The following is a 26,587-nucleotide window of genomic DNA, read 5'->3' as shown; positions in this document are numbered from 1 at the left end:
CTAATCTGATCCCCGAAACGACGCCGCTTTGCGTCTGGGAGGATCACATGTTCGAGGCGACTGGCCCTGTCCTGATCGAGGACGAGTTCCTGCGTGACGGGCTGCAAAACGAGAAACGCCTGTTCTCGCTCGACGAGAAGCTGGGTTTCCTCGCCGATCTGGAAGCAGCCGGCGTGACGCGCATCCAACTGGGCTCCTTCGTGCATCCCAAATGGGTGCCGCAGATGGCCGACACGGACGAGCTTTTCACCCGCATCACCCGCACGCCCGGCGTGACCTATTCGGCGCTGGTGCTGAACAAGGCGGGGCTGGAGCGGGCGCTGGCGGTGAAGGTCCCGCATCTGTCGATTTCCGTCTCGGCCTCCGAGACGCATTCGCGCAAGAACACCAACCGGTCGGTCGATGAGGGCCGCGCCGTGATCGCCCCGGTGATCGAACGGGCGCTGTCAGAAGGGGTCGAAGTCCGCGCTGGCATCCAGTCGGCCTTTGGCTGCGGTTTCGAAGGCGCGATCGACCCTGAAGTTGTGATCGACATCGCGCGGCAATGGTCCGCTCTCGGCGCGCAGGAAATCAACCTCGCCGATACCGCGGGCCTCGCCAATCCGCGCCAGGTTTATGATCTGTGCCAGCGTGTGCACGATGCGGTGCGTCCCGACTGTGCGCTGTCGCTGCATCTGCATGACACGCGGGGGCTCGGGATCGCGAATATGGTCGCGGGGCTTCAGGCGGGTGTGCGGGTCTTCGATACCGCGCTTGGCGGCCTTGGCGGCTGCCCGTTCATTCCGAAAGCGGCTGGCAATATCGCGACCGAAGACGTGGCCTTCGCGCTGTCCGAGATGGGGATCAAAACCGGCATCGACTGGCGCGCGCTCAAGCCTGCCATCGCCCGCGCCGAGGCCCTTCTGGGCCGTCGCCTGCCCGGGCGCATGGGCCATATCACGCAGCCGGGCGAACCCGACACCGAACTGGGAGAATGCGCATGAGCCGTCTTTATGCCCTCGAATACCTGACCTGTCCGGGCGTGACCCCGTCCGAGCTGGTCCATATCGCGGCCGATGCGGGTTATGACGCGGCGAGTTTCCGACTGATCCATATGGGCGTCGCGGGTGAGCCCGATTGCGACCCCTGCGCACCGGAAATGCTGCGCGAGACCAAGCGCGCCTTGGCCGATCGCGGTCTGATTGCCTGGGATGTGGAACTGGCCCGCATCCTGCGCGACACGCCCGCCTCGGCCTATGAGCGTGCCTTCTCGGCGGCTGCCGAACTGGGCTGCACCCAGGCGATCTCCTCGGCCTGGACCGATGTGCGCAATGACGGGTCCTTCGTCACGGAACGCTTCGGCGAAATCTGCGATCTGGCCGCGCAATATGGGCTGACGGTAAACCTCGAATACCCGGCCTTCTCGCGGCTGTGCTGCATCGAGGATGCGCTCGACGTGCTCAAGCGCGCGAAACGGCCCAATCAGGGGCTGCTGATCGACACGCTCTATCACCATTTCACCGGCGGCAAGATGGCCGACCTCGCCCGCGTGCCGCGCAAATGGGTGAACTTCCTGCATGTCTGCGACACCGATCACGTCGCCTATGACAAGGCCGAGATGATCCATATCGCGCGCGACGCGCGGCTCTATCCGGGCGAGGGGGTGATCTCGTTTGCTGCGATCGCGGCCGCCCTTCCCGATGCCGTTGTCGCGATCGAGCTGCCCAATGCCGCGCGCTCGGCCGAGCTGGGCCACACCGAACACGCCCGCCGCGCATTGGAGGCGGCGCAACGTTTTTTCACTGAAGGCGCGGTTTCCCGCGCCGCCTGAACATCAAGCCTGACGACCGGAGGAGAGAGCAGATGGCTCGCGAAATCACCGCAGAAGAAATCCGCATCGCGGATGAAATGATCGCCCGCGCCCGCGCGGCGATGGAAGAGATCAAGGATTACGATCAGGCGCAGGTCGACCGGCTGGCGCGCGCGCTCGGCTGGGCCTGCGGCAACGAGACGACCTTCCTGCGCATCGCGCAGATGGGCGTCGATGAAAGCGGTATCGGCGACCGAGCGGGCCGGGCGGGCAAGCGCTTCAAGATCCTCGGCGTGCTGCGCGATGCGCTGCGCGGGGCCTCGGTCGGCGTGATCGAGGTGGACGAGGCCAAGGGCCTGACCAAGATTGCCAAACCGGCGGGCGTCATCGCCTCGCTGATCCCCACGACCAACCCGGAACTGACCCCGCCGGTCACCGGCATCTACGCGATCAAGTGCAAAGACGCGGTGATCTTCTCGCCCCACCCGCGCGCCAAGAAGACGACCTTCGAGATGGTCCGCGTGATGCGCGAGACGCTGGCGAAGCTGGGCGCGCCGCGCGATATCTTCCAATGCGTCGAAGAGCCCTCGATCCCGATGACCGATTATCTGATGGCCAATTGCGATCTGACGATGGCCACGGGCGGCAAGCCGATGGTCCACGCGGCTTACAGCTCGGGCAAGCCCGCCTATGGCGTGGGTGCAGGCAATGCGACGATGGTGATAGACGAGGATGCCGATATCGCCGAGGCCGCGATGAATTCGCGCATGTCCAAGACCTCGGATTTCGGCTCGGGCTGCTCGGCGGACGGCAACCTCGTGATCCATTCCAAGATCTATGACGCGATGAAAGCGGCGCTGATCGCCGAGGGTGGCTATCTGTGCAACGCGCAGGAAAAGGAACTGCTCAAGGCGGCGCTCTGGAACGAGAACGGCGGTCGCCGGATCGAGACGGTGGCGATCGCCGCGCAGCGGATCGCGGAATTCGCAGGTTTCGAGATCCCCGAGGATCGCAAATTCCTCATGGTCGAGCAGGACGAGATCGGCCCCGAGCACAAGTTCTCGGGCGAGAAACTCTCGGTGACGATGGCGCTGTATAAAGCCCGCGACTTCGACGACGCGATGACCAAGGTCCGCGCGATCTACGAGGTGGGCGGCAAGGGCCATAGCTGCGGGATCTACTCGTTCAACGAGGACCACATTCTGCGCCACGCGATGAACGCGCCGGTCAGCCGCGTGATGGTGCGCCAGCCGCAATCCAAGGCCAATGCGGGCAGCTTCACGAACGGGATGCCGATGACCTCCAGCTTGGGCTGCGGCATCTGGGGCGGCAACATCACCAACGAGAATGTCAGCCTCAAGCATTACATGAACGTGACCTGGGTGGCCCGCCCGATCCCCGAAGACCGCCCCTCGGACGCGGAGCTGTTCGGCGAATTCTACAACACCGAAGTGATGTGAGGGGGATGATCTGATGGTCGCCAAGCATATCGAACCCGGCAAGGATCTGGTCGCCAACCAGCTGTGCCGTTACCTCGCGGGGCGCGGGGTCAAGCATGTCTTCGGCCTGTGCGGGCACACCAATATCGCGGTGCTCGCGGCGATGGCCTCGTCGGAGCTGGACTTCGTCAATGTCCGGCACGAGCAGATCTCGGCCCATGCGGCGGATGGCTATGCGCGGGTGACGGGCCGCGCCTCGGTGGTGCTGAGCCACCTCTCGCCGGGGCTGACCAATGCCGCGACCGGAGTGGCGAATGCCGCGCTCGATTGCATCCCGATGGTGGTGATCGCGGGCGACATCCCGAGCTATTACTACGGCAAGCACCCCCATCAGGAGGTGAACCTGCATGCCGACGGCAGCCAGTATGAAATCTACCGCCCCTTCGTGAAACGCGCCTGGCGGGTCGATACGCCCGAACTGCTGCCCGAGATCATGGAGAAGGCCTTCACGCTGGCCGAAAGCGGCCAGCCCGGCCCGGTTCTGGTCAACGTGCCGATGGATTATTTCTCGGCCCAGATCGAGGACAGCCTCTGGGAGCGTCAGCAGGCCAATGCGAAGGCGCTGCGCAAGCCCTCGCTGGACGAAGAGACCGCGCGCGAGATCGTCGGCCAACTGATCGCGGCAGAGCGCCCGGTGATCTATGCGGGCGGCGGCGTGGCGCTGGCGAAGGCGTGGGACGAGCTGCGCGAACTGGTCGATCATCTGCAACTGCCCGTCGCGCATTCGTTGATGGGCAAGGGCTGCCTGCCCGACGATCATCCGCTGGTGCTGGGCATGACCGGCTTCTGGGGGACCGAGTTCACCAACCGTCAGACCCATGATGCCGATTGGATCCTCGCGCTCGGGAGCCGGTTCAAGGAGGCCGACAGCTCCTCGTGGTATCCCGAGTTCACCTTCGATATCGGGCCGGGCAAGACGCGCCTGATCCATATCGACATCGAGCCGCAGGAGATCGGGCGCAACTACCCGGTCGAGATCGGCGCGGTGGCGGATCTGAAAGCGGCACTCAAGGTGCTGGTGAAGGTCGCGCGCGAGATGGTTCCGCAAGGCATCCAGCGTCCCGACCTGATCAAGGCGATCGGGAATTTCCGCGCCGAATTCAAGGCGAAGAACGCGTCGATGCAGACCTCGGATGCCTTCCCGATGATGCCCGAGCGCATCCTTGCCGATCTGCGCGAGGCGATGCCGCGTGATGCGATCCTCACTTCGGATGTGGGCTGGAACAAGAACGGCGTGGCGCAGCAATTCGACATCTACACACCGGGCTCGATCCTGATCCCGGGCGGGTTCGCCACGATGGGCTTCGGCCCGCCCGCGGCCGTCGGTGCGAAGATCGCGGCGCCGGATCGTGTGGTGATTTCGCTCGTGGGCGATGGCGGCTTCGGGCAGAACCCGGCGGTGCTGGCGACGGCGGCGGCAGAGAATCTCGCGGTGATCTGGGTCGTGATGAACAACAACGCCTTCGGCACCATCGCGGGGCTGCAAAAGGCGCATTACGACCTGACCTATGGCACGACTTTTGCCAAGGCCAATGACCCGATGGAACAGACGCCCGACTACGCCACCATCGCGCGCGCCTATGGCTGCGACGGGGTGCGCGTGGACAGTGCGGCGGCGTTCAAGCCCGCGCTGGAAGCGGCGATCGCCTCGGGCCGTCCGACGGTGATCGACGTGGCGATGATCAACAACCCGACGCCGACCTCGGGGCATTGGAACATCCTCGACATCTATTCGCCCGAGGGCGGGGTCGGGCACGTCACGACCGACTGAACAAAAGCGATCGCCGCGCCTGATCAGGGCGCGGCGATTTCGGTTTCCCCCTTGCGGGGTGCGGGCTAGTGTGAGCCCGACCGGGCATCGCGCCCGCGTTTTTCATCAAAGATGACCGGAGGCTAGCCGCATGTTCCGCTCGATTTCCTCGATCTCCTTCTCGGGCCAGCTCGAGGACAAGATCGACGCCGCAGCCCAGGCCGGTTTCGACGGGATCGAGATCTTCCGCGAGGATATCATCGGTTTCGAAGCCCCGCCCGAGGCGATTTCGGATTACGCAGCCCAAGCGGGGATCGAGATCGTCTCGTTGCAAAGTCTGCGCGGGTTCGAAGGCTACACTGGCGAGGCGCGGGCGGCTGCGTTTCGGCGGGCCGAACGGTTCCTCGATCTGGCCGAGCGCATCGGCGCACCGCGCTTGATCGTCTGCGCAAATACCGACCCACACAGCGATCCCGAGACCGCCAGCGTCGATCTTCGCGAGCTGGCGCAGATGGCCGCCGAGCGCGGGCTGCGGCTCGGCTATGAGGCACTGGCCAGCTCGGCCCATCACAACTCCGTCGAGGCCGCCTGGCGGGTGGTCGCGGCGGCGGATGCGGACAATCTGGGGCTTGTGATCGGCGCGGTGCATCTCTTCGCGATGGATGGTGATCCGTCGATGCTGGGCGAGATCCCGGCGGGCAAGATCGAGCTGGTGCATCTGGCCGATGCCCCCACGACCCGCATTGACCGCGCACTTCTGACGCAAAGCTTCCGGCTCTTTCCGGGCCAGGGCAACCTGCCCGTGGCTGACCTTTATGCGCGGCTTCTGACCCAAGGCTTCGAGGGTCCGTTTTCCATCGAGATCTTCAATGACCAGATCCGCGCCCTGCCCCCGAGCCAGATCGCGGGCGACGGGATGCGCGCTTTCCACCTGATGGACGAGACCCGCAAGCGCGCGGGCTCGGCTCATTCCGATCTCGTCGCGCCGGCCTTTGCCGAGTTTGCCGCCCCGGCGAAGGCGGCAGGCGAGCTGGTTGGCCTACTCAAAGCGCTGGGGTTTGTCCGCACCCATGTCGCGGGCGAGGTAGCGCTGTGGCGCAACGGCGGGGTGACGCTCGCGGTGAACGGGCGGGAGAGCGGGCTTGCCCATGCGATCTACCTTTTGCAGGGCGTCTCGGTCTCGGGCATCGGCATGGTCGTGGATGATCTGGGCCGGATCGACCGCCGCGTGGGCCGCTTCCACGGCGAGAATGTCGAGCGCCCCGAGCAACCCTATGACCTGCCCGTGCTGCGCGGTCCCGGCGGGTCTGTCTTCTACCTCTCGACGGGGCCTCTGGAAGAGGCGCCGGGCTATGGCGCCTTCAAGCCCACCGGCGAGGCACCCGGCGACGGGCTGACCCGGATCGACCATTTCGCGCAGGCGCTCCAGCCAAACCTGTTTCTGTCGGGGCTGATGTTCTACCGCTCCAGCTTCAACATGCGCTCCGAAGAAATCCGCGACGTGCTCGACCCGCATGGCACGGTGCATTCGCGCACGCTGAGCAACGACACGGGCGCGGTGCGGCTGTCGCTGAACGCAAGCTTCGGCGCGGGCACCACGACCCAGAGATTCCTCGAAAAATCGGGCTTCGCGCCCTGGCACCATATCGCGCTTGCGACCGAGGATATCATCGCCTTCGCTCAGCGGCTCGACCCGGTGGACGTGCTTCCGATCCCGGCGAACTACTACGAAGACCTGCCGCTGCGCTTCGATATCGACGCGGAGTTGCTGGAAGTGCTGGCGCGGCTGAACATCCTCTATGATCGCGACGGGCACGGGGAGTATTTCCAGCTCTATACCCGCGCGGTGAACGGCTTCTTCTTCGAGATCGTGGAACGGCGCGGCTATGCGGGTATGGGGGCACCCAATGCCGCCGTCCGGATGCTCAGCCAGTTGCGCGAGTTGGAAGTCGAAGACGTCATGCATCTGATGTGAGTGCGTGCAGATTGCACGCGATCTGACGCGCAAGGAATAAAGGGAAACGACCATGATCTCCGGCAAGACGCGGCTGATCGCGCATCTCGGCTACCCGACCGAGAATTTCCGCGCGCCGATGATCTACAATCCCTATTTCGAGAAATACGGGATCGATGCTGTCGTGATGCCGATGGGCTGCAAACCCGAGGATTTCGAGGCTTTCTTCCCTCTGGTCTTCAAACTGTCGAACATCCACGGAGCGCTGATCACCATGCCGCACAAGGTCTCGGTCCTCGGGCTTCTGGACGAGATCTCCACGACGGCGCAAGTCGCTGGATCGTGCAACGCCGTGCGATTGACGCCCGAGGGAAAATTGATCGGCGACCAGTTCGATGGCGAAGCCTTCGTGCGCGGGTTGATACGCAAGGGGCTGGTTCTGAAAGGGGCACGCGCCTATCTCAGCGGCTGCGGCGGCGCGGGGGCGGCAATTGCGGCCTCGCTCGCCAAGGCGGGCATCGCCGAGATTGCGCTGCAAAATCGCAGCCCCGCCCGAATGGAAGCGCTGGCCGAACGCTTGGCTTCGGCTTATCCGGCCCTCGACGTGATCATTGGCCATGATCATCCCGCCGGTTTCGATCTTGTGGTGAACGCCTCGCCCTTGGGGGCCAAGGCGGGAGACCCCCTTCCCATTGATGTCGACCTGATCAGCGCGGAAAGTTTCGTCGGCGAGGTTGTCATGAGCGCGGAAATCACGCCTTTCCTCGCCGCCGCGCAAGAAAAAGGCTGTCGCTACCAGGTCGGCAGCGACATGCTTCTCGAACAAATTCCCGCATATCTCGAATTCTTCGAGTTCCGCTCTGCGACCCCGGAAGAGGTGCGTGAAGTCGCTCGCATCACCTACTGACGCAAAAGATCGACAAAGCGTGAAAACGGACAGATCAACTGTCCGCTCCACATCGTAGAGACAACGCGAAAGGCCCGCGGATCAACGGGGCCACTCAACCACGCCCATCACGGGAGCGCGGCGTCAATGTAGTCGAAGGACCGTCTGATATCCGTCAGGAGCGATGCGCTCTCCAGCACCTCCGGCGCCGTGCACTCGAAGGAAAACATTCCCGTATAACCAGCCGTCAGAAAAGCCGAAATCTGCTCGAGATTGCCGCAACGATCCTTTGCATCCACAAGAACGCGATGTGCGTCCTGCTCCGCGTCCAGCGCGACATCCGGGTCGGATATCCCCGAGATGTGAACGATTCCGGTCTGAACCGGAAAGACGCCCTCATCGCCCGCGATACAGTGCTGGAACGTGTCATGCACCAGCCCGAAACGATCCGATCGGAAGGCCTCGATTTCCGCGACCAGCGCGGCCTTGCGCGGGAGCGACGAAGACGCAAACCCGATCGGCTCGATCAAGGCGCGCACCGAACTACCCTCGAGCAGCGGCGCGACCTTCTCCATCGCCGCGCGCAACGGCAGGACCTCCCGGTCATCGACACAGGGGATCAGGCTGATCGTGGCCGCGCCCGCCGCTTCGGCAACCGCGATCAGGTCGCGAATGGCCCCCTCACGCTCGGCATCCCAGACGTTGAACCCGTAGACCTCGCTCAGCCCCGGGAACTCCAATCCGCGCGCGCGTGCCAATTCGGCCGCGCGCTCGGGGGCGAGACCGTCGAAAAACGGCCGCCCAAGATCATTGCGCGGCTCGACACCGACACAGCCCAGCTCGGCGGCGAGGTCGAGAAACGCCTCGAAGGGCAGCGCACGCGCTGTCTTCTGGTTCAGCGCCCGCCGGATCATTTCGCATCACGCTCCATGATCCACTCCACCGCCGGGTCGGGCTGGAAGCGCCAGTTGCGGCGCGGCCCGGCCATGACGTTGAGGTAATACATCTCGAACCCGTAAGGCGCGCCGCAGGGGTGATGCCCGCGCGGGACCAGCACCACGTCGCCGCTCGAAACCGCCATCGTCTCATCCAGAGTGCCGTCCTCGGTATAGACCCTCTGGATGCCGAAACCCTGCGCGGGGTTCAGACGGTGGAAATAGGTCTCTTCGAGATAGGTGATGCGCGGGAAGTCATCCTCGTCATGGCGGTGGCTCGGATAGGAGGACCAATGACCTGCCGGGGTGAACACCTCGGTCACCAGCAGGCTGTCGCAATAATCCTCGGCCTCCATCGCGATATTGTTGATATAGCGCGTATTCGTGCCCTTGCCGCGCTCGGTCAGGCTGATCCCGTCGGGCCCGATCTTGCGCGCTTCATGCCCGCCCTTGCCGGGCGCGAGACAGACCGCGATCGTGCAATCGGTCTCGGCCACGGCCTCCCAGTCCTGCCCGTTGGGCACGTAAAGGCAATGCGGCGGTGTCTTCTCAAAAACGTCCATCCGCTCGCCCAGCACACCCCAATCTTGCCAAGCGGCCGTGACCCGTGCCTTTCCCTCGACCATCACGAGGATCGCCTCGTTGCCGCCCGTGGCTTCCGCCGCGCTCTCGCCCGCCCGCAGCTGGTAGAGCGAAAAGCCGACATAGCGCCAGCCCGCCGATTGCGGGGTGATCTCATGCACCTTGCCATGGGTCCCAAAGGGTTTGCGCAACAGATCCGCCATCTCTCTCTCCTTCCAACTGCTTCAAATATCCCGGAGGGGGCTCGCATCCGCGAGCGGGGAGGCAGAGCCTCCCCTCCACCCTCTCAATTCACCAGCCGCGCGCTTGCGATCTGGGTCAGGTATTCCGCGAAGCGATCGCGCTGCTTCTGGCGATCGGACACTTCCGGAACCGCCACGTCCCAGAAGAAGCCATGCTCGCCCGCCGTGGTCTCGAGCCCCGTGCCGGGGAAGTCCTTGGCCACGGTGTCGATCACGATCACCGTCGGGATGTCACGCTCGCGCGCAGCTTTCACTTCCGCTTCCAGCTGATCGGTATTCGCCGCCTTCACCGCATGCGCGCCCATCGCCGCCGCATGGGCGACGTAGTCGATCTCGGGCTGCACCTCGACATTGCAATCGACATACATGTTGTTGAAGGGCTCGCCGCCGCAGCCCATCGTCTGCAGCCGGTTGATGCAGCCATAACCGCGGTTGTCGGTCAGGATCACCGTGAATGGCACCCGCCGCATCACCGCCGTCGCGAGCTCCGAATTCGCCATCATGTAAGAGCCGTCGCCCACGAAGCAGAGCACCTCACGCTCGGGCCGCGCGAGCTTGAGGCCCATCGCACCCGCCACCTCATAGCCCATGCAGGAATAGCCGTATTCCATGTGATAGCCGCCCTGAGACGGCTTCCACAGCAGCTTCAGCGCGCCCGGCATCGTGCCGGCCGCGCACATCGCCACGGCATCCTCGCCGGTTGCACGCTGCACCGCGCCGATCACCTGACCGTCGGTCGGCAGCGCCGCCTGATCCTCGGGACGCGCACAATAGGTATCGACCGCGCACAGCCAGTCCGCGCGGGCATCCGCGTCAGGGGCCTCGGCCTTATAGTCCCCAAGCGCCGCGCTCAACATCTCCAGCGCGACCTTGGCATCGGCCACGAGGCTTTCCGCCCCATGTTTGGCCGCGTCATAGCCGTGCGTATTGATCGAGACGAGCTTCGCCCCGGCCCCGAACAGCGTCCGCGAGCCGGTGGTGAAGTCCTGGAACCGCGTGCCCACCCCGATCACGAGATCGGCGGCCTGACTGGCCGCATTCGCCGCAGCCGAGCCATCCACGCCCGAAGCGCCAAAACTCATCGGATGGCTCTGCGCGAGGCTCGACTTGCCTGCCTGCGTCTCGGCCACCGGGATCCGGTGCTTCGACGCAAACTCGGCCAGCGTGTCCTCGGCTTGGCTATAGACCACACCGCCGCCTGCGATGATCACCGGGTTCTTGGCCGCCTTCACCATCTCGGCGACCCGCGCCAATTCCCCCGCATCGGGAGCGGGACGGCGAATGCGCCAGACGCGCGGTTCGAAGAACGCGACCGGGTAATCATAGGCCTCGGCCTGCGTGTCCTGACAGAAAGCCAGAACGGCGGGGCCGCAATTGGCCGGATCGGTCATCACCCGCAGCGCCCGCGGCAGCGCGGAGAGGATATGCTCGGGGCGCGAGATCCGGTCGTAGTAGCGGCTCACGGGCCGGAAACAGTCATTCGCGCTGACCGTGCCGTCGTCGAAATCCTCGACCTGCTGCAGCACCGGATCGGGACGGCGCGTGGCGAACACGTCCCCCGCCACGATCAGCACCGGCAGCCGGTTCACATGCGCCAGCGCCGCCGCCGTCACGAGGTTGGTCGAGCCCGGCCCGATCGAGCTGGTCACCGCATGGGCCCGCGTGCGTTTCTTGCCCTTCGCATAGGCAATCGCCGCATGCCCCATCGTTTGCTCGTTCTGCCCGCGCCAAGTCGGGAACACATCCTGGTAGGCATGCAAAGCCTCACCGATCCCGGCCACATTGCCGTGCCCGAAGATCGCCCACATCCCCTCGATGAACCGCTCGCCATCCTCGGTCATCTGCACCGAGAGCCATTTTACCATCGCCTGTGCGGCGGTCAGCCGGATCGTCTCGCTCATCTTTTCGTCCTCTCCGGGGCCACTTCTACTTGACCCAAATATCTCGGGGGGCTCGCGTCAGCGAGCGGGGGCAGAGCCCCCTCCCCGTTCACATCTCACGCCGCCTTCGCCGCCTTGGCGCGCGCCGCATCCCAGATCCCGCAGAGCCGGGTGTAGCGGCTCGCCATCTCGGCCACCGCCTCGGCATCACTCAGCTCATCCTTCATCCAGCCCCGCGCCACGTCGCCGAAGATCGTCCGACCCACAGCGAAGCCCTTGACCAGATCGAACCCGGCCGCGACCTCGAAGCTCGCCGCCAGTTCCGCCTCGGGGGCGTCCAAGCCCAGCACCACGATCCCGCGAGTGTGCTTGTCATATTCCTCGATGGCGGCCACGGCCTTGGCCCATCCGGCCGCGTCCGCCATCGGTTCCAGCTTCCACCAGTCCGGGTAGACCCCGATCTCGTAGAATTGCCGGATCAAGGTGGCGGTCGTATCGGGAGTGACAGCCCCCACCTTGGAGGGAATGATTTCGAGCAGGAATTCCAGCCCGTTGCGCCGCGCCGCGGTGAAGAGGCGCTTGACGACCGCCTCCTGTTTCGCGCGGGTCTCGGCATCGTCATCGGGGTGGCAGAAGACCAGAAGCTTCACCACCTCTTCGCGTGCCCATTGGGTCAGACCGCCGCAATCGGTGCCCAGCTCGGCCTCCAACGCGATCGGTCGTGAGCCGGGAAGTTCCGTCGGCCGCCCGATCCAGAGCCCCGAGCCCGAAGCCGCATGCAGCGCCGTGCGTCCGATCCGGTCGTCACACAGGATACCATAGCCCGGCCGCCCGGCCTGCACGTCGGTCGCCGCTTTCAGGCACAGCTCCTTGAACGCCCCACCCTTCGCCTTGGTGTAGCCCGGCATCTCTTCGAGCTGCATCCGGTGATCGAAGGCGAAGACGCGGTAGTCCGGCCAGTCGGGCAGCGAACGGGTGTGCCGGTTCGTCGACCAGTGGATCTGCTCCAGCTCCGGATCGTTGCGCAGATCGGGCTGTTTGACACCGCGCTTGAGGAAGAATTCCAGCTCGGTCAGCGAGGGATAAGCCGGCGTGCAGCCATGGCGCGAGACCGCGAAAGCCCCGCAGGCATTGGCGTATTCCAGCGCCTTCGGCCAGCTCTCGCCATCGAGCCAACCCTTCATCAGACCCGAGAAGAACCCGTCCCCCGCGCCCAGCACGTTGAACACTTCGATCGGGAAGCCCGGGCCGGTCTGGCCATCATCGAGGCTGTCCGGGATCGCACCCTCGAACGCCACCGCGCCCGCGGCCCCGCGTTTGCAGACCAGCGTGGCGCCCGAGACTTCACGCACCGCGCGCAGCGCCGCGATCGTATCCGTCGAGCCGCCCGCGATGTGAAACTCCTCCTCGGTGCCCACGATCAGGTCGAAATGATGAAGCGTGGCCATCAGCTTTTCGGTGACCTCGGCGCTCTCGACGAAGCGGCTCTCGCCCTCGCCATGACCCGCCACGCCCCAGAGGTTCGGGCGGTAGTCGATGTCGAGCGCGGTCTGCGCGCCGTGCTTGCGCGCGAGTTCCAGCGCCTTGAGCACCGCCGCCCGCGTGCGCGGATGGCTCAGATGCGTGCCGGTCGCCAGCACCGAGCGCGTCCGCGCGATCAGCGCCTCGTCGATATCCGCCTCGCACAGCGCCATATCGGCGCAGTTCTCGCGATAGAAGATCAGCGGGAACTGCTCCTCGTCGCGAATGCCGAGGATCACCAGCGCCGTCAGCCGCTCGGGATCGGTCGCAACGCCCGACACATCGACGCCCTCGCGCAGCAGCTGCTCGCGGATGAAACGGCCCATATGCTCATCGCCGACCCGCGTGATGAGGCCCGATTTCAGCCCCAGCCGCGCCGTGCCGCAGGCGATGTTCGTGGGCGACCCGCCGATATATTTCTCGAACGAGCCCATATCCTCCAGCCGCCCGCCGATCTGCGCCCCGTAAAGGTCCACACCGGCCCGGCCAATCGTGATCACGTCGAGGTTTTTCGTCATCTCAGAACCCTGTCTTTGCGAGGAAAGCGCGCGACGCGGCGAGATCGCCCGTCACCCCATCCGCATTGCGCGGATCGCGTTCCTGTTCGATGGTGATGTAGCCGGAATATCCCAGCTCGCTCAGCAGCTTGCGGATCGCCGGATAGTCGATATTGCCGCGCCCGATCGGGCACATGACGCCTTGCGCACAGGCCTCGAAAAAGCGGATTCTCTCGCCCATGACGCGGGAGAAAACCTGCGGATCGATATCCTTGAAATGGATGTAGTCGAGCCGGTCGAAATAGCGGCGCAGCATCTCGACCGGGTCCATGCCCGCATAGGCGAGGTGCCCGGTATCGAGGCACAGCCCGGCCGTCTCCGGCCCGATGTCGGCGGCGAGTTTCGCGATCTCGTCTTCGAATTCGATATAGCCCCCCGCATGGGGGTGGGTCGTGGCGCGCACGCCGAATTCGTCGCGCGCGCATTCGGAAATGGCGCGGATATTGTCCATCATCCCGGCCCAGGCGGCCTCGGACAGGCGCGGGGCGCGGTCCGAATGGCCGGCGGCGAAATCGCGTTCGTCATGGCCCCAGTCCATCACCGTCAGATAGGGCGCGGGGTAGCGCTGGCCGTCATGGCGCATAGGCGCGGGCAGCGCGGTGATGAAGGCGCAGATCTCGCGGGTCTGGCGCAGCAGGTTGTCGCGGTTATCCGGGTCCACCAGATCGTCAAAGATCGTGCCCGCGACGATGCTGAGCCCGCGCTCTTGCAGCGCCGCGCCGACCGTGTCGACATCGAGCGGCATATAGCCATAGGGCCCGAGCTCCAGCCCGCCAAAGCCCGTCTGCGCCGCCTCGTCCAGCACCGTCTGCCAGCTTGGCAGATGCGGGTTCGACACGTCATCGACCCCCCAGCAGCAAGGCGCGCATGTCACCGTGATATGCCGATCAGCTTGCGACATTGATCGTCTCGAAGACCAGCTTGTCGTGGAATTGCTCGTGCCAGGCGATGAAGGCCTTCGTGTGGTCCTGCTCCATGTGGAAATCATGGGCCGCCTGATCGACCCAGGATTCCACGAAGACCAGCTTGTCGGGGTCATCCGTGCAGGTGAAGAAATCATAGGCGATGCAGCCCGGCTCGGCCCGCGTCGCTTCCTGCGCCTCGGGGGCGCGCTCGAGGATCTTGTCGCGCGTGCCCGGCTGACAGGTGATGGTGATGATGAACTTATACATCGTTGATCCTCAGAGCGTGACGGTCAGCCCGGTCGCGGCGCTTTCGCGCGCGGCATCGAGCACGGAGAGCACGGCGATCCCCTCCTCGGCAGTGACCGGCGGGGCGGTGCCGCTGCGGATCGCCTCGGCGAAGGCCTCGTAATAGCGGAAATAGGCGCCCTGTTCGGAGGGCACGCGGCGCGCGCCCTCGGCATTGCGCAGGGTTCCCCAGTAGGGTTCGGCCTCGTACCCCCAGCCCGACTTATCATCCGCGGGGCGCTTGCCGGCGAAGATCGCCTGCGCCTGCACATCGGTCCCGTTCGAGACATAGCTGCCCGCCGCGCCATAGATCCGCAGCTCACGCTGCTCGATATGGTTGAGCTTGGAGGCCGAGAGATGCGAATGCGCGCCGCTTGCGTGGCGCAGCGTCAGGCAGAACCCCGCATCGGTGCGCCCCTCGGCCAGATCGACATGATCGAGCTGCGCATCGACCGAAGTAACCGGCCCCAGCACGAAGATCGCCTGATCGACGATATGGCTGCCAAGATCGCGCAGCAACCCGCCTGTCGGCCCGGCCTCCAACGTGGCCGGATCGTCGAAATCCATCCGCGAATGGAGCCGCCACGGCGTGCCGATCTCGCCGGCATCCACTACTGCCTTGAGCGTGCGAATATCGGCGTCCCAGCGGCGGTTGTGATAGACGCCGAGCGTGACGCCCGCCGCCTTCGCCGCCTCGGCCAGCGAGCGCGCGGCCGCGGCGCTCGGCGCGAAAGGCTTGTCGGCGATCACATGAACCCCGGCGGCGATCGCCTCGCGCACCAGCGCGTCGCGGGTCTGCGGCGGCGTGGTGATCGTGACGGCCTCGACGCCCGCGCCCAGCATCTCGGTCAGGCTGGAAAAGATCGGCGTGCCGGGCAGGTCGGCTGCGACCTTGGCCTGCGTGGCCGGCGCGCGCGCAACCACGCCCGCCAGCTCGCAGCCCTCGGCCGCGGCGATGAAGGGCGCGTGGAAATGCTGCCCTCCGGTGCCATATCCGACAATGCCGATCTTCATGGTTTCAGCCCCTTAGCGGATGATCGTCGCTTGCAGCGCGTCGATCGAGGACTGGATGCCCGCTTCGGTGGACATGGTGAAATCTTCCATCTCCAGCGACACCCAGTCGTCATAGCCCATCATGCCGACGACCGAGAAGAATTCCTTCCAGTATTGCAGGTCGTGACCCGCGCCGACGGCGACATAGTTCCAGCTGCGATTGGCGACATCGGTCACCTCTTTCAGCTCCAGCAGGCCGTTCACATCGGCCAAGCCACGCTCGATCCTTGTGTCCTTGCCGTGGACGTGGTGGATCGCATCGCCAAGGGCGCGCGCCACGGCGATCGGCTCGGCGCCTTTCCAGAACAGGTGGCTGGGGTCGAGGTTCATGCCGACCATCGGGCCGACCTCGTTGCGCAGGCGGAACAGGGTTTCCGGGTTCCAGACCAGCATGGCCGAGAAGTTCTCGAGCGCGTATTTCTCGACGCCGCAGGCTTTCGCGTGAGCGACCAGATCGTGCCACAGCGGGAAAGCGCGGTCTTCCCACTGGTAGCGGTCGCGCTCGGGCATCTCGTCGGGCCAGCTTTTGGTATAGACCAGCCAGTTCGGAACCATATCGCCGGGGGCCGCTTCGGGCAGGCCCGACATGGTGACGATCTTTTTCACGCCGATCTCGCCGGCAAGCTGGATCGTCTCTTTCATCTCTTTGAGGTGCCGCTTGCCCATCGCGCCCGGATCGAGCGGGTTGGCCGAGCAGTTGAGCGCCGCGATCTGAAGGCCACGGGCCTCGATCTCCTTGAGCTTGGACTTCAGCAGGCCCTTATCGGCCAGCAGCTCATCGGCGCGGAAATGCGGGCCCGGCGACCAGCCGCCGCCGGTCATCTCGATCCCTTCGACGCCCAGCTCGACGCATTTGTCGAGCATATCGGTGAAGGACAGGTTGCCCATGACATCGGTGCAAATGGAAAGTTTCATCTCTCGGTATCCTTGTTGAGAGGGGTTATTCGAAATCGACCCAGGCGCTGCCTGCATCGGCCGAGCGCACGCAGGTCTCGAGCCAGCGCACGCCTTCGGTGCCCGCCGCGATGCCCGGGTAATGGTGGTTTTTCAGGAAGGCCTCATCGTCGCGTTCCGCCGCGTCGATAGCTTCGGCGATCCAGAGGTAGATATTGGCCCAGCTATCGCCCAGACCTTCGGTGTGCAGCGCCCCCATCCGGTCGCAGGCGAGGCTCTCGTCTTCCAGATAAGGCATGCCGTGATGCAAGATGCGCTCGGGCTCGCCCTGAACCTGATAGACGAGCTGATCGGGATGCGTATCCGACCACGCGACCGAGGCTTTCGAGCCCACGAAGCGATAGCGCTGCGAACCCATGTTCCCGGCATCGACCGAGGACACCCAAAGCCGCCCGCGCGCGCCATTGTCGTAATGCATCAAGACCGTCGCATGGTCTTCCAGCGGGGCGCGCGAAGGGATGAACGCGGTGCGATCACAGAGCAGTTTCGCCACTTTCAGATGCGGCAGCACCACTTCCGAGAGGTAGTAGAGATGCGTCCCGATATCGCCGAGCACGAAGGTCGGACCGGCGGTCTTGGGATTGGTGCGCCACTTCACGGCATCGGCGCTGTCATCGTCGCCAGAGTTGAAGCCGTGGGTATAGGCCATGTCGACGATGCGGATCTCGCCCAGCATCCCCTTGGCCACCATCGCGGCCATCTGGTGCACCAGTGGATGGCCGGTGAAGCCATAGGTCACGCCGACAATCAGCCCCTTCGACGCTGCCAGCGCCGCCACCTCGTCGCACTCGGCGACAGTGAAGAACAGCGGCTTTTCGCAGATCACGTGCAGCCCGGCCTCAAGGCAGGCTTTGGTGATCTCGAAATGAGTGAAGTTCGGGGTGGCAATCGAGACCACCTCGACCCCGTCCTCGCGCCCTGCCTCACCCGCGATCAGGTCCTGATAGGTTGCGTAGCAGCGGTCGTCCGCCACGCCGAGCTTGGTGCCGAAATCGCGCCCACGCTCGGCATCGAGGTCGAAGGCGCCCGCGATCAGCTGATACGTGCCGTCGCGCAGTGCCCCGGTGCGGTGCTTGTAACCCACCTGCCCCGTGCGGCCGCCGCCGATCATGCCCCAGCGGAGCGGCCTCTCGATCGTTCTTTCACCGTTGATCATGGTGTCTTGCCTTTACCAATGCCTGTCAGATCACTCCGCCGCCAATGCGGGGGCCGGGCCGTAAAGCGCGGGCTTTTCGATCATCTCGATGCTCTCGCGGGTGCCGCTGGCAACCGCGCGCAGCGCCGCGTCACCGACCAGCGTGGCCGCGTAGCCATCCCAGGTGGAGGGGCCGGTCGCGGTGCCCTGCCCTGCCGCCACGATCCATTCGCGGAATTCCTGGTCATAGGCTTCGATGAAACGCTCGCGCCAATCCTCGGGGATCGCCTGGCGGATGCCGAAGCGATCCGAGATCACCGTCGCGGGACGGTTCGGCAGCGCTGCGACACCCATCTCGCAACTCACCTCGCCGCGGATGTCGTAGCCATAGGCGATGTTCACCGAGATCTCGACATCGACAATCGCGCCCGAGGTCATGTGCAGCAGCACGATGGTCGGGTCGCGCAGCTCACCGCCACGGGTCGAGCGGCGCGGGACGCGCACTTCGACCGCAGCCACCTCGTCGTCCAGAAGCCAGCGCGAGATATCCGCGTCGTGGACCAGCGTGTCGTTGAGCGGCATGTCCGAGGTATAGAGCCCCTCGGGCACCGACGCGTTGCGATGGGTCGAGTGATACATCAGCGGCGCACCGAGGCTGCCCCCGTCAATCACCGCTTTCAGACGACGGTAATCCGCATCGAAACGGCGCATGAAGCCCACCTGCACGAGGCGACGGCCAAAGGCCACCTCGGCCTCAATCACGCGTTTCGCGGCGGCCTCCGAGGTCACCAGCGGTTTCTCGCAGAACACCGGCTTGCCGGCCGCGATGCAGTCGAGCAGTTGCTCTTCGTGGGCGGGGCCCCAGGAACAGATCACCACCGCCTCGACCGCGTCCGAGCCGATCAGCTCCTTCGGCGTGTCGAAGACCTGCGCGCCTTTGGGCGCTGCGGCCTCGGCGCGCGCGCGGTCGATATCGGTGACCGCCGTGATCTCGGCCCCCGAGAGGACCTGCGTCAGGCGACGGATGTGATCGACCCCGATCATCCCCGTGCCGATGACTCCGATTTTCAGTGCCATGGCGTGATCCTCACTTGAAATGCTTGTCGATCAGGCGCTGCATTTCTGCGCGCATGAACTTGCCGGACTCGTCGGCCTTCTCTTCCCAGGCGAAGACGCAGGCCGTCATGATGCCGTCGAAGCCGATCTCGGCGAGCGTGCGGTAGAAGTCATCCCACGGCACTTCGCCCTGACCGATATTGAGGTGCTGGTGCACGCGCGCGGTCGAGCCGGGCGGGTTGACGATGTAGCGCAGCCCCGAGCTGGCCTTGTGGTTGAACGTGTCCGCGATATGGACATGGGCCAGCACGTCGGCGCATTCGCGCAGCATCGCGACCGTGTCGTCACCGAAATAGAAGGTGTGCGGCGTGCAGTAGAGGAAGCGCACGTTTTTCGAGTTCACCGTGCGGATCAGGTCCACGGAGGGTTGCAGCGTCTCGACCCAGTCTTCCGGGTGCGGCTCGATATGCAGGTTGATGCCTTCGCGCTCGAAAATCGGCACCAGCTCTTCCATCGAGCGCCACCACGCATCTTCGCAGGCCTCGACCATGCTTCCGGTATGGCAGCAATAGCAGGTGCCCTTGTCGGGATGCGGACCACGGCCGAATTCCGAGTTCATCGTGTCGACTTCCATCTCGACCGCGATCTCGATGGCGCGCTTCCAGTGGCGCACGGCGGCCTTGCGCTCTTCCTCGTCATTGGAGGCCCAGCGATACATGGGCAGCAGCGTCGCGATGCCGACATCGGCATCCTTCAGAGCCTTCTTGAAGCTCTTGATGCGGTCGGGGAAGACGCGCGGCGCCTTGAACCATTCGAGGAAATCGCCGCGCGGCGAAAGCTCGATCCAGTCGTAGCCAAGCTCTTTGACTTTCGACGGCATCTCTTCGAGCGAGAGGTGGCGATGCATAAACGGGTCGAGGGCGATTTTCATGTCCGGTCCTCCGGGATGGGATTTTGGGGGCCCGCACCAGACGCATCCGGCGCGGGCGGGGAGGTATGCTTATTCGGCGGGTTCGGTCTTGGGCGGGTGACCCTCGTGGGTTTCCATGTAGCCCTCGATCGAGGCCTCGAGATCGGCCATCGTCTCACCGCCGGCCATCAGGTCGGTGATCTCTTCGCGGGTCTTCTCGCCTTTGCGGAAATCGGCGGCGATCGCGCCACGGATCAGCACCGCGAAATGGTCGCCCACGGTCATCGCGTGCATCACCTGGTGGGTGATGAAGATCACCGCGAGGCCGCGCTTCTTGGCCTCGTTGACGATGCGCAGAACGTGGGCCGCCTGCTTCACGCCAAGGGCCGCGGTCGGCTCATCGAGGATCAGCACGCGGGCGCCGAAATAGACCGCGCGGGCAATGGCGAGCGACTGGCGCTCCCCGCCGGACAACCCGCCGACCAGACGGTCGCCGTCGTCGATCCGGGTGATGCCCATCTTCTGGACTTCTTCCACCGCGATCCGGTTGGCGGTCGCGCGGTCGAAGACCTTGAACGGACCGAAGCCCTTGGTCGGCTCCACGCCCATGAAGAAGTTGCGCCCCACCGACATCAACGGATAGGTGCCGCCGAACTGGTGCACGGTGGCGATGCCGCGATCCTGCGCGTCGCGCGGACCGGCGAAGCTCACCGGCTCGCCATCGACCAGGATCTCGCCGCGGGTCGGCGCATGCACGCCCGCCAGCGTCTTGATGAGGGTCGACTTGCCCGCGCCGTTATCGCCCAGAAGGCAGAGCACTTCGCCTTCGCGGACCTTCAGCGAGATTTCATGGAGCACGTCGATCGGGCCGAAGCTTTTGTCGACATTCTTCAGTTCGAGAACCACTTTTGCGTCAGACATGGTTTCAGCCTTTCTTCTTCTTGGCGGCGGTCATCGCCTTTTTGCGGAAGGTCTCGTTCATACCGACCGCGATCAGGAGCATGATGCCGATGATGAGGTTCGACCAATTCCGGTCGATGGAGGTGAAATCGATCCCCTTGTTCACGATGGCGAAGGTGATCGTGCCGATGAACACGCCGGGGATCGATCCGAAGCCGCCGGTCAGGAGCACGCCGCCGACGACGACGCTCACGATGATGTTGAAGATGTCGTTCATCCCGCCCGAGACCTGCGCCGAGTTGAACAGGATCGCGTTGCACATCCCCACAAAGGAGGCGGCAGTGGCGGTGCCCACGAAGAGCGCGATGGTGATCTTGTCGACCGGGATACCGGCGTTGCGGGCGCTGACCTTGTCGCCGCCGATGGCGAAGATCCAGTTGCCGTATTTGGTCTCGTGCATCACGAACCAGACCACCACGGCGAGACCGATCCACCACAGGATCACGACCTGGTGGCTGCCGCCGAACATCAGGTCACCGAAGATCGTCTTGGCCCAGCCCGGGGCTTCCAGCGGCACCGAGGCGCCCCCCGTGAGCAGTTTCGAACCCGCGAGCACTATGCCCTGCATGGCGACCAGCGTGCCGAGCGTGACGATCAGCGAGGGCACCGTGGTCCGCGTGACGATATAGCCGTTGAACAGGCCCACGATGACGCCGATGGCCAGCGCGCCGAGCACACCGAAGATCATCGGCATGCCGTAGTAGCCCGAGATGATGGCCGTCGTCATCGCACCCGCCGGGATCATCGCACCGATCGAAATGTCGATCTCGCCCGAGATCATCAGCAGCCCCACGAAGAGCGCAACGATCCCGATGCGGGCGGCGTAGTTGACCCAGCTGGCCGCGCCCATCAGCTTGCCCAGATCGACGCCGCCGAGGATCACATAGACCAGAAGCACGCCGATCAGGCTGAGAATAGAAGCCGCGGAGGGCCTACGAAGCATTCCTGCAAACATATCTAAGCCCTCACTTCTTCTTGCTTGCATAGGTGGTTGCGAGGGTGCGGAACGTGTCGTTCGAGAGAACCGCAGCCAGCAGCAACGCGCCGATGATGATCGAGCCGATATTGGGGTCGAGCGAGGCAAAGAAGATGCCCTGGTTGACCACCGCGAAGGTCATCGTCCCGAGCACGATCCCGACGATCGACCCTGCGCCGCCGGTCAGCAGCACACCGCCGATGACCACGCACATGATCGAGTTGAAGATGAAGGGCTGCCCGCCTGCGACCTGTGCGCTCTGATAGGTCATCAGCTGCGCGATGCCGACAAAGGCAGCGCCGAAGCCCGACATCATGAAGAGCGAGATCTTGAGCTTGGCGGTCGGAACGCCCGCGTTGCGTGCACTCTCGGCGTCGCCCCCGAGTGCAAAGACCCAGTTGCCGGTCGGCGAGATGTGCAGGAAGTAGAAATAGACCGCGATGAAGCCGAGCCACCAGAAGATCGACACGTTGAACATGCCGCCGATGAAGGTGCCGAGCAGCGCCTTGGTCACCGGGCCGGGGACATAGCTGAGGCTGGTCGAGCCGGTGATCAGCACCGCGAAGCCCAGCGTCAGCCCCATCACCGCGAACATCACGCCGATCGTCACGATCAGCGACGGGATCGCGGTGCGGGTAACGAGAAGCCCATTCGCCAGCCCCACCAGAAGCCCGAGCCCGAGCCCGCCAAGGATACCCACCAGTGCGGGAAGTTCGAAATGGCCGCACAGCAGCGCGGTCGTGACAGAAGCCGCAGGCACCACCGCGCCAACGGAGAGGTCAAACTCGCCCGCGATCATCAGCAAGCCGATCGGCAGCGCGATGATCCCGACCTCGGCCGCGATATTGAGCCAGCTCGACCATCCGGGCGCGCCGACGAAAACAGCGCCGCCAAGGATCGCGAAGAAGAGGTAGACGACGATAAAGCCGAGGAAGGACCCCGTCTCCGGTCGCCGGATGAGACTGCCGAGCGAAAAGCTATTCGCACCGGCTTCCGATTGCATCGACATCTGTGCGGTTCCTGTTGCGTCTGGTGTGTCGGCCTCATGCCCGCCGTAACGGGTGCCGGCCGTATTGAAGGTGACCGCCCACGCGCGAGGCGCGCGGCCACCTTCGGTCTTTCGGGCGCGGCTCGATGCGGCGCCCGGCGTGTCAGATCAGCGTGCGCCGGCCTTCACGCCTTCGATCACCTGATCCACGTTCTTCGCGTCGATCACGCCCGGGCCGGTGAGGACCTCACGGGTCGGGATGGTCACGCCGTAATTGACGTAGTTGTTCAGGATCGACACGGCGAAGAAGCCCTGCTGATAGCCCTGCTGGTCGATGGCGCAATCCTGCGAGCCCGCCTTGATGTTGGCGAGGATCGAGTCGTTGAAGTTCATGCCGCAGACATGGACGCTGCCGGTCTTGCCAGCCTGCTGGATGCCCGACACGGTGGCGTTGGTGTCGCCGTCGCCGATCGCGAACATCGCGTCGATATCGGGGTTCTTGAGCAGGTGCGCACGCACGGCCTGAGCAACGGCGGTCGCGTCGCCAAAGGCGGTCGCGGGCAGTTGCAGGGTCGAGCCGGTGCCGCCCTCGGCCTTCAGACCGTCGTTGAAGCCGTTGCAGAAGGCTTCGATATTGGCCGCACCCGGCAGGGTGTTGACGCAGGCGCCGTTCTTGTGACCGGCTTTCGCGAGATACTCACCGCCCGCATAGCCCGACTTGTAGTCCACCGCGCCGACATAGTTCATCGCGCCGAGCTTGTCGGCCGCTTCGAGGCCACCGGCGTTGTAGATCACCAGCGGGATGCCCGCATCGGTGACAGCCTTGAAGGCCGGGTCCATCGCTTCGGGAACCCAGTCGGGGCCGACGATCGCGTCCGCGCCCTGGTCGATCGCCTGACGGATCAGTTCCGCTGCGTCCGGGCCGAGGTTGTCGTAGTTCTGCGGGCCGAGCCAAGTGACCGAACCGCCCTGAGCTTGCGCGACGATGCCGGCATCCTCGGCGCCTTTCTTGACGCGCGACCAGAACGGGTCGTCGGGCTTGCCGCCGATGACATAGATGTCGGCCGCCATGACGGCGGATGCGGTGCAAGCAACAGCGATGGCAGTCGCGGCAGTGGCCGCGAGCCGGGTAAATTTACTCATGATGTCTCCTCCGGTGCCCCGCTCTCCTCCGCAGGGCTTCAGTGCCAGCGACGTTAGGACGCAGAAGAGATTCTGGAAACAAGGAATGATTATTTTGATTGCATTAGTGCCATAATGTGTCATTCATTATGAAACATTTTAGGGCGCCTCACATGAACCGACCGACCATTGCCGATCTGGCCAAAGAGGCCGAAGTCTCTGTTTCTACAGTGAATCGTATCCTGTCCGGCGCCACGCGCGTGAAGCCGATGACCGTTCAAAGGGTGCAGGCTGCGGCTGAGAAAATCGGCTTCTATGGTCTTGGGGCGATCGAGGATCAGCTGCGCAAGAGCGCGCCGCATTACAAACTCGGCTTCTTGTTGCAGCAATCCTCGCGCGAGCTTTACCAGCTTTTCGGCCGCAAGGCCGTCGAGGCCTGCCGGTCACGCCCACTCGAAGTGGTCGATCCACTGGTCGACTTCGTGGACCTTTTGACCCCCGAGAACATCTCGCAGCGCCTGCGCGCCTTGGGGCAGGCCTGTGATGCGGTCGCAATCATCGCCGCCGATCACCCCCAGATCGGGCACACAATCCGCGAGCTGCGCGAGATGGGCAAACCCGTCGTCACCTATATCACCGACCAATCCGCCCCCGAACGCGCGGGCTATGTCGGCACCGACAACTGGAAGCTCGGACGCACGGCCGCCTGGTTCATCTCGCAGATGACCCACGGGCCGGGACGCGTCGCCGTGTTTCTGGGCAATCACCGCTACCAGTGTCAGGACGTGGCCGATGCGAGCTTCCGCTCTTACCTGCGCGAACACGCCCCGCACCTGACAGTCGAGGACAGCCGCCCCACCCATGAGGAAACGACCGAAGCCTATCGCATGATCAAGCAGCTGCTGCAGACTACGGATGACCTGAACGGCATCCTCATGGTCGGCGGCGGGATCTCGGGCGTGTTGCGCGCCCTGCGCGAAGTGCCGCCCGAACGCCGCGCCAATATCAAACTGATCTGCCGTGACATCGGCCCCGAAACCCGCAAGGGTCTGTCGGAGGGGCTGATCACCGCCGCGCTGTGCCACCCGCTGGAGGCGACCTCCGCGGCCCTCGTCCAGACCATGATCGACGCGGTCGAAGGGGGCGCAACCATGACCCCGGTGCAAAAAGCGATCCCGTTCGAGATCGTCACCCCGGAGAATGTCTAGGCCAAGCAAGCCTCCGAAACGCCAAAGCAGGCTTTGACGCCCCAGGCCAATCATCTCGCGCCAGTGCTGATCTGTGCAAACCACTGAGATCAGGCCACCCGGCGTCTCATCGTTCGCAGTCGACTGCCAAATGAATTTCGGGACCGGCTTTCCGGGTATCCGCGTCATGCGAGCACGAAGCACGTGACCCGGATACACTCCGCGCACCGACCTCATCCGCTTTTCGTTTCGAGCGGATGCCTGTCGAAGTCGCTGGATCTAGGCCCAATGGTGACGGAGCGGCTAAGCCGCAGTGAAACTGGAAAGATCAGGCTGATATTCGACGCACACCCAGCCTTGTTTGAACGGGCCGCGCGCATTGCCCGCGATCCAGTTGGATCACCCGCGCCGTGTCATCGAAAGCTGGCGCTCGAAACATCGTCAGGTCGCCTGACCGCCTCGAGCGCCTCCGACTGCCCGCACCTGCCGCGCTCAGGCTTGGGCAGAGAGCTGATCGGCAATGATGCACAAAAGCTCGAAGATCACCGTAGCGCCAAGATAGGCTGTGCCGCCTGCGGAATCGAAGGGCGGGGAGACCTCGACGAGATCGGCGCCGACCACCTTCACCCCCTTCAGTTCACGCACCACCTGCAAGGCCTGATACGAGTTCGGCCCACCGATTTCAGGCGTGCCGGTGCCCGGCGCGAAAGCAGGGTCGATGAAGTCGATATCGTAGGAGATATAGGTCTCGCCCTGCCCGACAATGTCGCGCGCCTCGGCCATCACATCCTCGACGCCGCGGGCATGGAATTCTTCGATCGGGATCACCCGGATGCCCTCGGAGCGGGCGAAATCGCGATCTTCCTGATCGTAGGTCGAGCCCCGAATGCCGATCTGGCAAACGCGTTTCGGGTCGAGCAGGCCTTCTTCAACGGCGCGACGGAAGGGCGTGCCGTGGGTGTACATCATCCCGTTGAAATAGGAATGGAAAAGGTCGGTATGGCTATCGAAATGGATCATGCCGACCGGTGCTTTTGCGGCCACGGCGCGCAGCACCGGGAGCGAGGTCAGATGATCCCCGCCTGCCGTCAGCGGCACGATCCCGGCCTCGAGCACGCGCGTGTAGAACCGCGTAATCCGATCCATCGCGTCCTGAATATCGGCAGGATTGGGCGAGACATCCCCGAGGTCGGCACATTTCACCGCCTCGAAGGGGCGCACGTGGGTCGCCCCGTTCTCGGCGCGCAGCATCGAGGACATGTCACGGATCTGGCGCGGCCCGTGACGCGGACCGGGACGGTTCGTGGTGCCACTGTCCCACGGCACGCCGATCAGCCCGACCTGCACCTCGGAGAGGCGCGCGTCGTCGAGCCCGACATGGGGCAGGCGCATGAAGGTCGGGATGCCGGCATAGCGCGGCATCTCCATCGCGGAGACAGGAAGGAAGAAGGGGTCGCTCAT

At 64.5% G+C, this 26,587-nt stretch carries 23 protein-coding genes; 7 read left to right on the top strand and 16 right to left on the bottom strand.

What is annotated here, in order from left to right:
* The first annotated feature begins 47 nt into the window (after window positions 1-47).
* The 6 genes from TP2_RS03635 to TP2_RS03610 all read left to right on the top strand — a co-directional run bounded on the left by TP2_RS03635 (window position 48) and on the right by TP2_RS03610 (window position 7,899).
* Window positions 48-983, top strand: coding sequence for a hydroxymethylglutaryl-CoA lyase (locus tag TP2_RS03635; RefSeq protein ID WP_051692158.1), 936 nt, complete (start codon window positions 48-50; stop codon window positions 981-983).
* Window positions 980-1,810: a sugar phosphate isomerase/epimerase family protein gene (locus TP2_RS03630; protein WP_038073639.1), complete on the top strand. Its 831-nt coding sequence runs from the start codon at window positions 980-982 to the stop codon at window positions 1,808-1,810. Before TP2_RS03635 ends, TP2_RS03630 begins: the two co-directional genes overlap by 4 nt.
* A 32-nt stretch (window positions 1,811-1,842) precedes the next feature.
* Complete coding sequence (locus TP2_RS03625; RefSeq protein ID WP_038073638.1) at window positions 1,843-3,249, top strand: aldehyde dehydrogenase family protein; 1,407 nt, start codon at window positions 1,843-1,845, stop codon at window positions 3,247-3,249.
* Window positions 3,250-3,262: 13 nt separating this feature from the next.
* Complete coding sequence (locus TP2_RS03620; protein ID WP_038073636.1) at window positions 3,263-5,059, top strand: thiamine pyrophosphate-binding protein; 1,797 nt, start codon at window positions 3,263-3,265, stop codon at window positions 5,057-5,059.
* Window positions 5,060-5,189: 130 nt separating this feature from the next.
* Complete coding sequence (locus TP2_RS03615; protein ID WP_038073633.1) at window positions 5,190-7,013, top strand: bifunctional sugar phosphate isomerase/epimerase/4-hydroxyphenylpyruvate dioxygenase family protein; 1,824 nt, start codon at window positions 5,190-5,192, stop codon at window positions 7,011-7,013.
* Between the two features lie 52 nt (window positions 7,014-7,065).
* On the top strand, window positions 7,066-7,899 hold the full coding sequence (locus TP2_RS03610; protein WP_038073632.1) for a shikimate dehydrogenase family protein: 834 nt from the start codon (window positions 7,066-7,068) through the stop codon (window positions 7,897-7,899).
* 107 nt (window positions 7,900-8,006) lie between these two features.
* On the opposite strand, the gene TP2_RS03605 is transcribed toward TP2_RS03610, so the two are convergent.
* The 15 genes from TP2_RS03605 to TP2_RS03535 all read right to left on the bottom strand — a co-directional run bounded on the left by TP2_RS03605 (window position 8,007) and on the right by TP2_RS03535 (window position 23,960).
* Window positions 8,007-8,792, bottom strand: a complete 786-nt coding sequence (locus TP2_RS03605) for a TIM barrel protein (protein ID WP_051692157.1) — start codon at window positions 8,790-8,792, stop codon at window positions 8,007-8,009.
* The gene (gene iolB, locus TP2_RS03600) at window positions 8,789-9,598 is read right to left on the bottom strand and encodes a 5-deoxy-glucuronate isomerase (RefSeq protein ID WP_038073631.1); all 810 of its coding nucleotides are present in this window, start codon (window positions 9,596-9,598) and stop codon (window positions 8,789-8,791) included. Before iolB ends, TP2_RS03605 begins: the two co-directional genes overlap by 4 nt.
* An 83-nt stretch (window positions 9,599-9,681) precedes the next feature.
* Window positions 9,682-11,538 (bottom strand): 3D-(3,5/4)-trihydroxycyclohexane-1,2-dione acylhydrolase (decyclizing), encoded by a 1,857-nt coding sequence (gene iolD / locus TP2_RS03595; RefSeq protein ID WP_038073630.1) that lies wholly within the window; start codon window positions 11,536-11,538, stop codon window positions 9,682-9,684.
* 95 nt (window positions 11,539-11,633) lie between these two features.
* Window positions 11,634-13,556, bottom strand: coding sequence for a bifunctional 5-dehydro-2-deoxygluconokinase/5-dehydro-2-deoxyphosphogluconate aldolase (locus tag TP2_RS03590; RefSeq protein ID WP_038073628.1), 1,923 nt, complete (start codon window positions 13,554-13,556; stop codon window positions 11,634-11,636).
* A gap of 1 nt (window position 13,557) precedes the next feature.
* On the bottom strand, window positions 13,558-14,496 hold the full coding sequence (locus TP2_RS03585) for a TIM barrel protein (protein WP_038073626.1): 939 nt from the start codon (window positions 14,494-14,496) through the stop codon (window positions 13,558-13,560).
* The gene (locus TP2_RS03580; protein WP_051692156.1) at window positions 14,483-14,767 is read right to left on the bottom strand and encodes a putative quinol monooxygenase; all 285 of its coding nucleotides are present in this window, start codon (window positions 14,765-14,767) and stop codon (window positions 14,483-14,485) included. Before TP2_RS03580 ends, TP2_RS03585 begins: the two co-directional genes overlap by 14 nt.
* 9 nt (window positions 14,768-14,776) lie before the next feature.
* Window positions 14,777-15,799, bottom strand: coding sequence for a Gfo/Idh/MocA family protein (locus TP2_RS03575; protein WP_038073623.1), 1,023 nt, complete (start codon window positions 15,797-15,799; stop codon window positions 14,777-14,779).
* Between the two features lie 12 nt (window positions 15,800-15,811).
* Window positions 15,812-16,753: a sugar phosphate isomerase/epimerase family protein gene (locus TP2_RS03570; protein ID WP_038073622.1), complete on the bottom strand. Its 942-nt coding sequence runs from the start codon at window positions 16,751-16,753 to the stop codon at window positions 15,812-15,814.
* A gap of 25 nt (window positions 16,754-16,778) precedes the next feature.
* Window positions 16,779-17,948: a Gfo/Idh/MocA family protein gene (locus TP2_RS03565; RefSeq protein WP_038073620.1), complete on the bottom strand. Its 1,170-nt coding sequence runs from the start codon at window positions 17,946-17,948 to the stop codon at window positions 16,779-16,781.
* A gap of 30 nt (window positions 17,949-17,978) precedes the next feature.
* Window positions 17,979-19,004, bottom strand: a complete 1,026-nt coding sequence (locus TP2_RS03560; RefSeq protein ID WP_038073619.1) for a Gfo/Idh/MocA family oxidoreductase — start codon at window positions 19,002-19,004, stop codon at window positions 17,979-17,981.
* A 10-nt stretch (window positions 19,005-19,014) separates the two neighbouring features.
* Window positions 19,015-19,914 carry a sugar phosphate isomerase/epimerase family protein gene (locus TP2_RS03555; RefSeq protein WP_038073617.1) on the bottom strand — a complete coding sequence of 300 codons (900 nt, stop codon included), beginning with the start codon at window positions 19,912-19,914 and terminating at the stop codon, window positions 19,015-19,017.
* A gap of 69 nt (window positions 19,915-19,983) precedes the next feature.
* Window positions 19,984-20,814 carry an ATP-binding cassette domain-containing protein gene (locus TP2_RS03550; RefSeq protein WP_038073616.1) on the bottom strand — a complete coding sequence of 277 codons (831 nt, stop codon included), beginning with the start codon at window positions 20,812-20,814 and terminating at the stop codon, window positions 19,984-19,986.
* Between the two features lie 4 nt (window positions 20,815-20,818).
* Window positions 20,819-21,796 carry an ABC transporter permease gene (locus TP2_RS03545; protein ID WP_206198306.1) on the bottom strand — a complete coding sequence of 326 codons (978 nt, stop codon included), beginning with the start codon at window positions 21,794-21,796 and terminating at the stop codon, window positions 20,819-20,821.
* Window positions 21,797-21,818: 22 nt separating this feature from the next.
* On the bottom strand, window positions 21,819-22,838 hold the full coding sequence (locus tag TP2_RS03540) for an ABC transporter permease (RefSeq protein ID WP_157617030.1): 1,020 nt from the start codon (window positions 22,836-22,838) through the stop codon (window positions 21,819-21,821).
* Window positions 22,839-22,985: 147 nt separating this feature from the next.
* Window positions 22,986-23,960 (bottom strand): substrate-binding domain-containing protein, encoded by a 975-nt coding sequence (locus TP2_RS03535; RefSeq protein ID WP_038073611.1) that lies wholly within the window; start codon window positions 23,958-23,960, stop codon window positions 22,986-22,988.
* A gap of 152 nt (window positions 23,961-24,112) precedes the next feature.
* Here TP2_RS03535 and TP2_RS03530 point away from each other — a divergent pair, with 152 nt between their 5' ends.
* Window positions 24,113-25,147, top strand: a complete 1,035-nt coding sequence (locus TP2_RS03530) for a LacI family DNA-binding transcriptional regulator (protein ID WP_038073608.1) — start codon at window positions 24,113-24,115, stop codon at window positions 25,145-25,147.
* Between the two features lie 471 nt (window positions 25,148-25,618).
* On the opposite strand, the gene speB is transcribed toward TP2_RS03530, so the two are convergent.
* Window positions 25,619-26,587, bottom strand: a complete 969-nt coding sequence (gene speB, locus TP2_RS03525) for an agmatinase (protein WP_038073606.1) — start codon at window positions 26,585-26,587, stop codon at window positions 25,619-25,621.

It is taken from the genome of Thioclava pacifica DSM 10166, from assembly GCF_000714535.1.
Lineage (GTDB): Bacteria > Pseudomonadota > Alphaproteobacteria > Rhodobacterales > Rhodobacteraceae > Thioclava > Thioclava pacifica.
The sequence above is the reverse complement of the archived record's forward strand: the minus strand, read 5'-3'. Positions and strand labels throughout refer to the sequence as shown.

What these genes read in the sequence shown, in the direction of transcription:
- TP2_RS03615 (WP_038073633.1), top strand. Translation starts at nt 5,190, where the DNA reads ATGTTCCGCTCGATTTCCTCGATCTCCTTCTCGGGCCAGCTCGAGGAC.
- TP2_RS03560 (WP_038073619.1), bottom strand. Translation starts at nt 19,004, where the DNA reads ATGGCACTGAAAATCGGAGTCATCGGCACGGGGATGATCGGGGTCGAT.
- TP2_RS03605 (WP_051692157.1), bottom strand. Translation starts at nt 8,792, where the DNA reads ATGATCCGGCGGGCGCTGAACCAGAAGACAGCGCGTGCGCTGCCCTTC.
- TP2_RS03580 (WP_051692156.1), bottom strand. Translation starts at nt 14,767, where the DNA reads ATGTATAAGTTCATCATCACCATCACCTGTCAGCCGGGCACGCGCGAC.
- iolD (WP_038073630.1), bottom strand. Translation starts at nt 11,538, where the DNA reads ATGAGCGAGACGATCCGGCTGACCGCCGCACAGGCGATGGTAAAATGG.
- TP2_RS03550 (WP_038073616.1), bottom strand. Translation starts at nt 20,814, where the DNA reads ATGTCTGACGCAAAAGTGGTTCTCGAACTGAAGAATGTCGACAAAAGC.
- TP2_RS03620 (WP_038073636.1), top strand. Translation starts at nt 3,263, where the DNA reads ATGGTCGCCAAGCATATCGAACCCGGCAAGGATCTGGTCGCCAACCAG.
- TP2_RS03555 (WP_038073617.1), bottom strand. Translation starts at nt 19,914, where the DNA reads ATGAAAATCGCCCTCGACCCGTTTATGCATCGCCACCTCTCGCTCGAA.
- iolB (WP_038073631.1), bottom strand. Translation starts at nt 9,598, where the DNA reads ATGGCGGATCTGTTGCGCAAACCCTTTGGGACCCATGGCAAGGTGCAT.
- TP2_RS03630 (WP_038073639.1), top strand. Translation starts at nt 980, where the DNA reads ATGAGCCGTCTTTATGCCCTCGAATACCTGACCTGTCCGGGCGTGACC.
- TP2_RS03535 (WP_038073611.1), bottom strand. Translation starts at nt 23,960, where the DNA reads ATGAGTAAATTTACCCGGCTCGCGGCCACTGCCGCGACTGCCATCGCT.
- TP2_RS03635 (WP_051692158.1), top strand. Translation starts at nt 48, where the DNA reads ATGTTCGAGGCGACTGGCCCTGTCCTGATCGAGGACGAGTTCCTGCGT.
- TP2_RS03530 (WP_038073608.1), top strand. Translation starts at nt 24,113, where the DNA reads ATGAACCGACCGACCATTGCCGATCTGGCCAAAGAGGCCGAAGTCTCT.
- TP2_RS03570 (WP_038073622.1), bottom strand. Translation starts at nt 16,753, where the DNA reads ATGAAACTTTCCATTTGCACCGATGTCATGGGCAACCTGTCCTTCACC.
- TP2_RS03590 (WP_038073628.1), bottom strand. Translation starts at nt 13,556, where the DNA reads ATGACGAAAAACCTCGACGTGATCACGATTGGCCGGGCCGGTGTGGAC.
- TP2_RS03565 (WP_038073620.1), bottom strand. Translation starts at nt 17,948, where the DNA reads ATGATCAACGGTGAAAGAACGATCGAGAGGCCGCTCCGCTGGGGCATG.
- speB (WP_038073606.1), bottom strand. Translation starts at nt 26,587, where the DNA reads ATGAGCGACCCCTTCTTCCTTCCTGTCTCCGCGATGGAGATGCCGCGC.
- TP2_RS03610 (WP_038073632.1), top strand. Translation starts at nt 7,066, where the DNA reads ATGATCTCCGGCAAGACGCGGCTGATCGCGCATCTCGGCTACCCGACC.
- TP2_RS03585 (WP_038073626.1), bottom strand. Translation starts at nt 14,496, where the DNA reads ATGTCGCAAGCTGATCGGCATATCACGGTGACATGCGCGCCTTGCTGC.
- TP2_RS03545 (WP_206198306.1), bottom strand. Translation starts at nt 21,796, where the DNA reads ATGCTTCGTAGGCCCTCCGCGGCTTCTATTCTCAGCCTGATCGGCGTG.
- TP2_RS03625 (WP_038073638.1), top strand. Translation starts at nt 1,843, where the DNA reads ATGGCTCGCGAAATCACCGCAGAAGAAATCCGCATCGCGGATGAAATG.
- TP2_RS03575 (WP_038073623.1), bottom strand. Translation starts at nt 15,799, where the DNA reads ATGAAGATCGGCATTGTCGGATATGGCACCGGAGGGCAGCATTTCCAC.
- TP2_RS03540 (WP_157617030.1), bottom strand. Translation starts at nt 22,838, where the DNA reads ATGTCGATGCAATCGGAAGCCGGTGCGAATAGCTTTTCGCTCGGCAGT.